The organism is Anaerotignum lactatifermentans DSM 14214, from assembly GCF_900142265.1.
Classification (GTDB): domain Bacteria; phylum Bacillota; class Clostridia; order Lachnospirales; family Anaerotignaceae; genus Anaerotignum; species Anaerotignum lactatifermentans.
The window spans coordinates 1-9,588 of record NZ_FRAH01000096.1 but is presented as its reverse complement, the minus strand read 5'-3'; the positions used below and the strand labels follow the sequence as shown (position 1 = coordinate 9,588).

General features: G+C 43.0%; 9 protein-coding genes and 1 other annotated feature. Of the genes, 6 read left to right on the top strand and 3 right to left on the bottom strand.

Annotation, left to right across the window (positions count from 1 at the left end):
* The 3 genes from BUB35_RS16600 to proS form a co-directional block, all read right to left on the bottom strand.
* The coding region (locus BUB35_RS16600; protein ID WP_200777624.1) for a transposase at nucleotides 1–258 on the bottom strand (258 nt) is incomplete at its 3' end.
* 51 nt (nucleotides 259–309) lie between these two features.
* Nucleotides 310–879, bottom strand: a complete 570-nt coding sequence (locus tag BUB35_RS16595; protein ID WP_072853588.1) for a hypothetical protein — start codon at nucleotides 877–879, stop codon at nucleotides 310–312.
* Nucleotides 880–1,172: 293 nt separating this feature from the next.
* Complete coding sequence (proS, locus tag BUB35_RS16590) at nucleotides 1,173–2,609, bottom strand: proline--tRNA ligase (protein ID WP_072853586.1); 1,437 nt, start codon at nucleotides 2,607–2,609, stop codon at nucleotides 1,173–1,175.
* Nucleotides 2,610–2,694: 85 nt separating this feature from the next.
* Nucleotides 2,695–2,899, bottom strand: a binding site (T-box leader).
* A gap of 145 nt (nucleotides 2,900–3,044) precedes the next feature.
* Between proS and BUB35_RS19720 the strand changes: the two genes are divergently transcribed.
* The 6 genes from BUB35_RS19720 to BUB35_RS16560 all read left to right on the top strand — a co-directional run bounded on the left by BUB35_RS19720 (nucleotide 3,045) and on the right by BUB35_RS16560 (nucleotide 9,200).
* Complete coding sequence (locus BUB35_RS19720) at nucleotides 3,045–4,139, top strand: hypothetical protein (protein WP_242949278.1); 1,095 nt, start codon at nucleotides 3,045–3,047, stop codon at nucleotides 4,137–4,139.
* A gap of 146 nt (nucleotides 4,140–4,285) precedes the next feature.
* Entirely contained in the window at nucleotides 4,286–5,107 is an 822-nt protein-coding gene (locus BUB35_RS16580) for a MerR family transcriptional regulator (protein ID WP_072853584.1), read from the top strand.
* Between the two features lie 116 nt (nucleotides 5,108–5,223).
* Complete coding sequence (locus BUB35_RS16575) at nucleotides 5,224–5,748, top strand: cysteine hydrolase family protein (protein WP_072853582.1); 525 nt, start codon at nucleotides 5,224–5,226, stop codon at nucleotides 5,746–5,748.
* 10 nt (nucleotides 5,749–5,758) lie between these two features.
* Nucleotides 5,759–6,877: an aminopeptidase gene (locus BUB35_RS16570; RefSeq protein WP_072853580.1), complete on the top strand. Its 1,119-nt coding sequence runs from the start codon at nucleotides 5,759–5,761 to the stop codon at nucleotides 6,875–6,877.
* Nucleotides 6,878–7,230: 353 nt separating this feature from the next.
* Entirely contained in the window at nucleotides 7,231–8,382 is a 1,152-nt protein-coding gene (locus tag BUB35_RS16565) for a carbohydrate kinase family protein (protein ID WP_072853578.1), read from the top strand.
* Nucleotides 8,376–9,200 (top strand): class II fructose-bisphosphate aldolase, encoded by an 825-nt coding sequence (locus BUB35_RS16560; protein WP_072853576.1) that lies wholly within the window; start codon nucleotides 8,376–8,378, stop codon nucleotides 9,198–9,200. The genes BUB35_RS16565 and BUB35_RS16560 overlap by 7 nt, the downstream gene beginning before the upstream one ends.
* The last annotated feature ends 388 nt before the right edge of the window (nucleotides 9,201–9,588 follow it).

Sequence of the window (9,588 nt, the reverse complement as noted above, 5' to 3'; positions counted from 1 at the left end):
ATAACTGCTGTTGATACGTTTGCGTTTATACCCATTTCGGTAATCATCATTGTCAGAACGCTCAAATTTTTCATATCCGAGATGATCCTCCATTTCTGCTTCCATCATTTCTTTGATGGTTCCGCCCAGAAGGTCTTTTAGAGCTTCCTGAATATCCTCAGCTGTCTGAATATCGTATTCTTCCATGAGCTGATGAATAATGTTTCGTTTTCCCTCTGTCATTTGTACCCGATGTATGGGTTTCTTCTGTTTTGCCATAATAAAAGGTCCTCCTATGATTTAAATTTTACCATAGAAGAACCTCTTCAATTACATATTTACAGAAAAAGTTTCACACTGCCGAGAAGAAGCTATGGTTTCCATATCCTGTTGTTCCAGTTTGCCCCGCAAAAGGAACATCCATGATCCTTGTTTCCAGAACAATGTGTTTTCCAGTTCACCTGACTGGAAAATATAAGTGCCTTCCTCATAAGACTGCGTCATTTCTGATGAGATATATTTTTGGATGTAGTCTGCGTCCTTAGACTGTATGAACCAAAGAGACTCACTCTTGATATTGGTTGCATCAATTCTCTTTTTAGGGTTTTCCAGATAGGTGTGCTGGAAATAATGCTCTATCGTTTCTGTGCTGTTATCCGCATTGGTACGGATTTCAGATTGATGTAAAGAATATGTGTCAGGGATTTTTGCAGGGAAATAAACGGTTTCCGGCATATTCTGCGCAAAATCGGACTGGATTTGTTCCAGTTCTTCCGTTTCTACACTTCTCCATGCAACAGGGGCTTCCGGTTCATTTTTAGAAGCAATGCATCCTCTCACATAAAATAGGATAAGCAATATACCAATGATAATTAAAACAATTCGTGGTGTTTTTATCATGAAATCCCTCTTTTCTGATCTGGTGTAATCGGTGAACAATGATTATGGTCATACATATGTGTCTTTGAAATAGGGGAAAAGTGACTTTTCAAGAACAAAAATTTATAAGAGCATATGAATATATTTTGAGCATATTTAGATCATAAAAGGACTGTTTTCAGGGGCATCTTCATCAGAAAATAAAAAAGCTGAAATCCGTATCATACTGAACTGCACCCCATTTGTTATTCAGTATATCATACTGTCTAACAAATGGGGTGCAGTTCAGTATTACCAGATTTTATTTTAATATCTTAATATGCTCTGCCCCAGTAAACCATGTGTTTTGCAGGTTTGCCGCAGCATACACAAACGGTATCGATTTCTTCCTGTTCGAAAGGAATACATCTGCTGGTTGCAGCTGTTTTTTCTTTGATGGTATCTTCACATGCCTGATCGCCGCACCACATAGCTTTGATGAAACCGGGTGTTTCGTTGATTTCTTTTTCAAATTCTTCCATGTTGTGTGCAACGTATGTTTTGGAGTCACGACGTTCTGTTGCTTTCTGCAGCAGGTTTGCCTGAATATCTTTCAGCAGTTCAGGGATCTTTGTTTCCAGTTCATCCAGAGAAACAATGATTTTTTCGCCTGTGTCACGTCTTGCCAGAACAGCCTGGTTCTTTTCCATATCCTTAGGACCGATTTCCAGACGCAGAGGCACGCCTTTCATTTCGTATTCGCTGAATTTCCAGCCTGCGGATTTGTCGGAGTCGTCCAGTTTGATACGGCAGATGAAAGAAAGTCTATCTTTCAGTTCGCCAGCTTTTTCCAGTACGCCTTCTTTGTGCTGTGCGATGGGGATGATTACAACCTGTGTAGGTGCGATCATAGGAGGCAGTACCAGACCGCTGTTGTCACCGTGTACCATGATGATGGCACCAATCAGTCTGGTGGTCATGCCCCAGCTGGTCTGGTGAACATACTGCAGTTTGTTGTCTTTGTCTGTGTACTGAATGCCAAATGCTTTTGCGAAACCATCGCCGAAGTTATGACTGGTACCAGACTGCAGTGCTTTACCGTCGTGCATCAAGCTTTCGATGGTGAATGTGTGTGCAGCGCCTGCGAAACGTTCTTTTTCTGTTTTTTCGCCTTTGATAACAGGGATAGCCAGTACGTCACGGCAGAAATCAGCATATACATTCAGCATTTTCAGAGTTTCTTCCTGTGCTTCTTCTGCTGTAGCGTGAGCTGTGTGACCTTCCTGCCACAAGAATTCCATGGTGCGCAGGAAAGGACGTGTTGTTTTTTCCCAACGTACAACGGAGCACCACTGGTTGTACAGTTTCGGCAGATCACGGTAGGACTGGATAATGTTTGCGTAATGTTCGCAGAACAGTGTTTCGGAAGTAGGGCGAACGCAGATACGTTCTTCCAGTTTTTTGTCGCCGCCATGAGTTACCCAAGCAACTTCCGGTGCGAAGCCTTCTACATGGTCTTTTTCTTTCTGCAGCAGGCTTTCGGGGATGAACATGGGCATGTATACGTTTTCATGACCTGTTGCTTTGAAGCGTTCATCCAGCTGTTTCTGGATCAGTTCCCAGATTGCGTAGCCATAAGGACGGATGATCATGCAGCCTTTCAGAGAAGAATATTCTGTCAGGTCAGCTTTTTTTACAACGTCCGTATACCACTGGGGGAAATCCAGCTCCATATCGGTGATGGATTCTACAAATTTCTTTTCTTTTGCCATTGGTGTTTCCTCCTCTATAAAAATCTTTCTGTTTTTTCGGATACCAGAGGGACATTTTTCCATAAAAAAAGCCTTCGTCCCCACACAAAGGGACCAAGGTATCATTGGCGGTGCCACCCTCCTTGACAGCACGTATTGCTGTCCTCTCGAAATCCGTTAACGCCGGAATACGCCGCATTTTCCCTGCGGAGCTTTCGGGGCAGGTTCCAAAAGGTTTGCCAAGGCTCGCATCAACCGCCTGTTTTCTGAAGACAAAGGGCTTTTGTACTATTCCCGGTCATAGCCGATATCAGCTATTATGATAAACCGAAATGCCTTGTGCTGTCAAGGAAAACCGACGGAAAAACGTAAGAATTTTGTGATGACGATGTAGCGCAAATGTGCTAACATAAAAACAGGGACATGATGTAGTAAAAACGGAAAAGGGGGATTCGTATGAAAGGGTTTGCTTTATGTTTAGCGGCTGTATTTTTGATGGGAAATACTGCCTTTGCAGCGGAAAAAACAGAAAAAACGGCAGTGCCAGTCCATCAAACTGTAGTTTGGGATGGCACCGAAACCAAAATGCCGGGCTACAACATTGATGGGTATACCTATTTTCGTCTGCGGGATATGGCAAAAATGGTGTCTGCCTATGCCACAAATGAAATGCACTATTTTGATTTACAGTATCAGAAGGAAACAAACAGCATTACGATTGTAAGAAAGAAAGAGAAGTATCAATATGTTGCTGAGAATAAAACTTTCGATGTAGGAACAGAGAATAAAAAGGCGTATGCCTCATCTGCGTCTGTTTTGCTAAATGATTTAGATGTCACAAAAATTGGATTGGTGGAAGATGGTTATGTCATTGATGGATATACTTTTTATAAACTGAGAGATATCACCCGTTTGCTGGGGATGGATGTAGGTTGGTGTGAAGAAGAAAAAGTGACAGAAGTTCTTTCTCAGCCGAAAAAAGTGTATAGTAATGACCCAACTCTTTATCGAAAACCTGTCATCTATCTTTACCCTGAAAAAACTATGGATGTTTCTGTAAAATTGGACTATGCCGGAGATTTGACGGTCACCTATCCCACTTATGACGGTGGCTGGCAGGTAACGGCACAGCCCGATGGCACATTAACCAACCATGCCGACGGGCTGGAATATTCCTATCTGTTCTGGGAAGGCAATGGACAGCTGGAGGTGGATTTCTCAGAAGGATTTGTGGTAAAAGGGGAAGATACGGCGGCATTTTTGCAGAAAACCCTTTCTGATATGGGATTGACACCAAAAGAATACAATGACTTTATTGTTTACTGGCTGCCTTTTATGCAGGAAAATGCCTATAATTTGATTTCTTTCCAGCAGGAAAATTACACAGAGCAGGCAAAACTGGATATTCATCCTGCACCTGACAGCGTCCTGCGAGTGTTTATGGCATTCCGTTCTCTGGAAAAACCTATTGAAGTGAAACCACAAGAATTTCAGCCTTTTGAACGAAATGGTTTCACAGTTGTGGAATGGGGCGGTACAGAAGTCAAGTAAGTTTGGACAGCAGCACGACATTTGGTCGTTGCTGCTGTTTTTTGTGCTGATTTTCATTTTTCTGGAAAAAAGCATTGACTCTCACATGATGGAATGGTCTATGCTGTATTTGTGCACAGAAAGAAACAGAAAGGTGGTACGGTACCATGTTAAAAATCGGTGAATTTTCAAAATTGTCCAGAATCAGTATTCGTATGCTGCGCCATTATGATGAAGCAGGCATATTAAAACCTCAAAGCGTAGATTCTGTTACAGGCTATCGTTTTTATGGGGAACAGCAGCTGCTGCACGCCTGTAAAATCCAAACTTTGCGTCAGATGGGGTTTGGTGTCAATGCCATTGGTGAGATTTTAAGTCATTACCATGACATAGATGCGCAGGAAGCATATTTGCAGGCACAGAAGGAGTACTTACTGCAAAAACAGGAAATTTTGAAAGGGCAGCTTCGTTTGCTGGACAGTACTATGGAATGGTTTCGAAAGGGTGGTATCAATATGGGTTATGAAGTAACTTTGAAAACATTGCCAAAACATTATGTGATTTCCGTGAGAGATGTGATTCCTTCTTACAGTGTGGAAGGATTGCTATGGGAGACGCTGCATAGAGAAATGCAGGCGCAGAATATTCCACAAAATCAATCAGCTATGCATATGACAGTGTTCTATGATGGGGAATATCGGGAAAGTGATGTGGATATTGCGGTGCAACTGACAACCCCTTCTCTTATGAATGTAAAACTTCCATTGCGGTCAGAAGAATTGCTGGAAATAACTTATGCAGGGGTTGTTTTCCGTGGACCTTATGAACAGATCACACAGGTAACTATGGCAATTGCGAACTGGGTAGCAGAGCATGGTTATGACTGGGACGGCAACTATTTTATGATTTATCATGTCAGTCCGGCAGAAACAGAGAATCCGGCAGAATATGTAACGGAATTCTGTTGCCCTGTGAAGAAAAAGAAATAAAAAGTTGTATATACACATGTCAAATCATTCTATCCTTTTTGGTTGAAACCCATTTTTTACCGTGGTACAATAGTACAGAATCCTATTATTTTTGAACCGAAAGGACGGAATACGACATGAAAAAATTACTGGTTGTTATTGATATGCAGAATGATTTCATTGATGGCGCGCTGGGTACAAAAGAAGCGGAAGCCATTGTGGACAATGTAGTGGCAAAGATTCAGGAATATCCCAAGGATTGCATCTATGCCACCAGAGATACCCATACAGCCGATTATCTGGAAACACAGGAAGGAAAATTCCTGCCCGTTGTTCATTGTGTGGAAGGCACAAAAGGCTGGGAAATCAATGAAAAAGTGGCAAAGGCGCTGGAAGGTGCCGTCATCGTAAACAAAGGCACATTCGGCTCTTCTGAACTGGCGGACATGCTGTACTTTGAAACCATTGGACAGGATGAAGTGGAAATTGAACTCATCGGTCTTTGCACAGACATTTGCGTGGTATCCAATGCCATTTTGATTAAAACAAAATTGCCGGAAGCAAAAGTAACCGTAGACTCTTCCTGCTGTGCAGGGGTTACACCGGAAAGCCATAACGCCGCATTGCAGACCATGAAAATGTGTCAGTGCGTTGTAGAGTGAGGTGAAGGGCATGAGAGATGAAAGACTGGAAAAACTGGCAGAAGTGCTGGTAAATTATTCTACCAATGTAAAAGCAGGGGATAAAGTTGCCATTTCCGCAGAGGACTGTGCACTTCCCTTTATCAAAGCAGTAGCACGGGCAGCAGTGGCGAAGGGAGCTTTGGTGGAGTATTATGTGGATATTCCTGATGTAGATGCTACCATACTGAAAAATGGTACAGCGGAACAGTACGCACGTCCCAATATCCGTTTTGGCGCCTGTGCCTCCTCTGATGTCTGGATTAGCGCATGGGGCAGTGAAAATACCAAAACCATGCAGTCTATTCCTGCGGAACGTCTGAAAGAACGCAGACTTGCCAATAAGGATAACCGGAAGATTTACTCCGACCGTATGGGCACAGGAGAACTGCGCTGGTGCGGTACCCAGTTCCCTACCAACGGTGATGCACAGAACGCAGGTATGAGTCTGGAAGAATACGAAGATTTTGTATATCAGGCAGGTTATCTCTATGAAGCCGATCCTGTTGCTAAGTGGAAAGAAATGGCAGCAGAACAGGAAAAATGGGTGAAGTATCTGGACGACAAAAAAGAACTTCATATCCTTTCTAAAGATACAGATATTCGTGTCAATGTGGCAGGCAGAAAATGGATTAACTGCTGTGGGCAGGAAAACTTCCCCGATGGGGAAATCTTCACTTCTCCTGTAGAGGATGGCGTGGATGGATATATCACATTCTCTTATCCTTCCATCATCAATGGTCATGAGTTTGAGGAAGTGCGTCTGACTGTGGAAAAGGGCAGAATCGTAGAAGCGGTCTGCAAAGATGCGGAAAAGAACGTAAATCTTCTTTCTTATATTGATACAGATGAAGGTTCTCGTTATTTTGGGGAAGTTGCCATCGGTACCAACTATGGTATCCAGAAACACACCAAAAACATTCTTTTCGATGAAAAGATCGGTGGTTCCATGCATATGGCCATTGGCGAAGGTTTCCAGGAAGCCGGCGGCAAAAACACTTCCGCCATCCACTGGGATATGATCAACGATATGACAAAAGAAGGCAAGATTTATGCAGATGGTGAACTGTTCTATGAAAAGGGACATTTCCTGCCGGAAGTATTGAAATGATGAGAAACAGGAAGCAATCCTTGATTCGCTTCTTCATAAGAAAACAAAGAAAGCTGAAATCTTTTGCTGTACAAAGGATTTCAGCTTTTGTTTTGTCAGGATAGAAATAACTTTGGTAGGATTTCTACCAAAGTTATTTCTATTTTTACGAGATTTTATCGGGTATGTTTTCTTTAAAAGACAGCGATTACAGTTCCTGTTCAGAAAGAAAGTGAATGGGAAACAGCGTTTTCTGAAAGGATAGTTGCTTCAGTTGCCTCTTGTTTTTTTTCATGGAATTTGTCCATGACAGAAGGACGGGATTGTGCTAAAATAAGGACAGAATTTTGTTGGAAACTTTTGGAGGTGAAATCATGGAGAAACACCGTACAGCCGTTGCTGCCGGGCATATCTGTCTGGATATTACGCCTGTTTTTCATGGCGGCAGAGGAACCCAGATGGATAAGATTTTGGAACCGGGCAAGCTCATTGACGTAGGCGCGGCGGACATTCATACAGGCGGTGCCGTAGCCAATACAGGACTTGCCATGCAGAAATTGGGCATTGATACAAAGCTCATGGGCAAGATTGGCGATGATGCTCTAGGAAAGACCATACTTTCTATTTTGGAATCCTACCATGCGGCAGAAGGGATGATTGTGGACGCAGATGCTACCACATCTTACAGTATTGTCCTTGCCATTCCCGGCATTGACCGTATGTTTTTGCATCATCCTGGCGCAAACCATACTTTTTCATATGATGATCTGGATTTTGCGGAAATTGCCAAGGCAGATTTATTCCACTTTGGGTATCCGCCCATCATGCGAAATATGTACCTCAATAACGGAAAAGAACTGGTGCGCATTTTTCAGAAAGTCCATGAATCAGGTGTGCTGACTTCTTTGGACTTGGCAGCAATCGATCCTTCTTCTGAAGCGGCACAGCAGAACTGGGAAGAAATCCTGCGGCAGGTATTGCCCTATGTGGATTTCTTTGTGCCAAGCATTGAAGAATTGTGTATGATGATTGCATCGGAAACTTATGCAAAGTGGCTTGAGAGAGCAAATGGCAGCGATGTGACGGGGATTTTATCCTTATCAGATATTTTGCCTTTGGCAGAAAAACTGCGGTCAATGGGCGCGAGAAATTTTCTCATCAAATGCGGTGCACCGGGGCTGTATTATGATATGGCGGATGCAGAAGTACAGCAAGAATTGGAACAAAAAAGTGGATTGCATTTTCTGGATTGGGCAGGAAAATCCGGTTTTGAGAAAAGCTATACACCAGAGCAAGTGCTTTCCGGCACAGGTGCAGGGGACACTACCATTGCGGCCTTTCTTAGTGCCCTTTTGCAGGGATATGACTTGGAAACCTGTTTGCATTTGGCGTCAGCTACAGGCGCAAGCTGTGTAGCGGCTTATGATGCCCTCAGTGGCATTAAACCATTTGCGGAGCAGTTGGAACATATTCAGAATGGTTGGGAAAAACAAGATTTGTTGAAAACGGAGGAAGAAACATGTTAGTAAATTTGAATGATGTATTGCGTCCTGCAAGAGCAGGAAAATATGGCGTTGGACTTTTCAATGCAGTGAATCTGGAAATGGCAAAAGGTGTTTTGCAGGCGGCGGAAGAAAATCAGTGTCCTGTCATCATTGGTACAGCGGAAGTACTGCTGAATACCGCCACATTGGAAGAAACAGCAGATATGCTCCTTCCTATGGCAAAACGAGCATCTGTGCCTGTGGTACTGCATTTTGACCATGGTCTGACCCATGATTTGTGTGTGAAAGCATTGGAACTGGGATTTACTTCTGTCATGTACGACTGTTCCACAGATACATATGAAAATAATCTGAAGAAAGTAAAAGAAATGGCAGACATTGCCCATGGCTATGGCGCAACACTGGAAGCGGAACTGGGGCATGTAGGGGAAGCGGCTGGACATGATCCTTCTGCTTTTTACACAGACCCTGCACAGGCATTGGAATTTGTTCAGCATACAGGCTGTGACGCCCTTGCCATTGCAGTAGGCACAGCTCATGGAGCTTATAAATTCCCTCCGAAACTGGATTTTGCCCGTATCGAAACCATTGCGGCGCAGATGGATACACCTCTGGTGCTTCATGGCGGTTCCGGTTTGACAGATGAAGACTTCCGTCATGCCATTGCCAGCGGCATCAGCAAAATCAACATTTTTACAGATATCAATGTAGCATATGCGGAAGGTGCCAAAAAAGCATTGGCAGCAGGCGCTGTTTCTGCAACAGATATGTTCCCTTATCTGGTGGCAGCTGTGAAAGAAGCGACTGATAAAAAAATGAAGCTGTTTTCTATGAAATAAAAACAGACTTCTTTTCAGAAATAATTGCCCACTAAACATAAAAATAATAGCCGGAATCCTTGTCTTGAACTGAACCCAAAAAGTTAGACAATATTTTCAAATTAAAATTGTTTAAGAGAGGGTATGAAGAAAAGTCTGTAAATAAGATTCTTCTATGATAAGACTGGGTGGAATGCTTTGAAATGAAGCACTCCACCTTTGTTTTATATATACCATCCAAAAGATGGCATGTCAATAACAGGCGGCTTTTCCGCCTGTTTTAACCAATCTGTTCTTTTTATTCTGGAAGCCGTCCTTCATACATAATACTTAATTCTCCGTAGACCTGACCCCAGTTCCGGATGGTGGTTGTCCATTTTTTTGTGGCTTCAAAGGTAGCCAGATACAG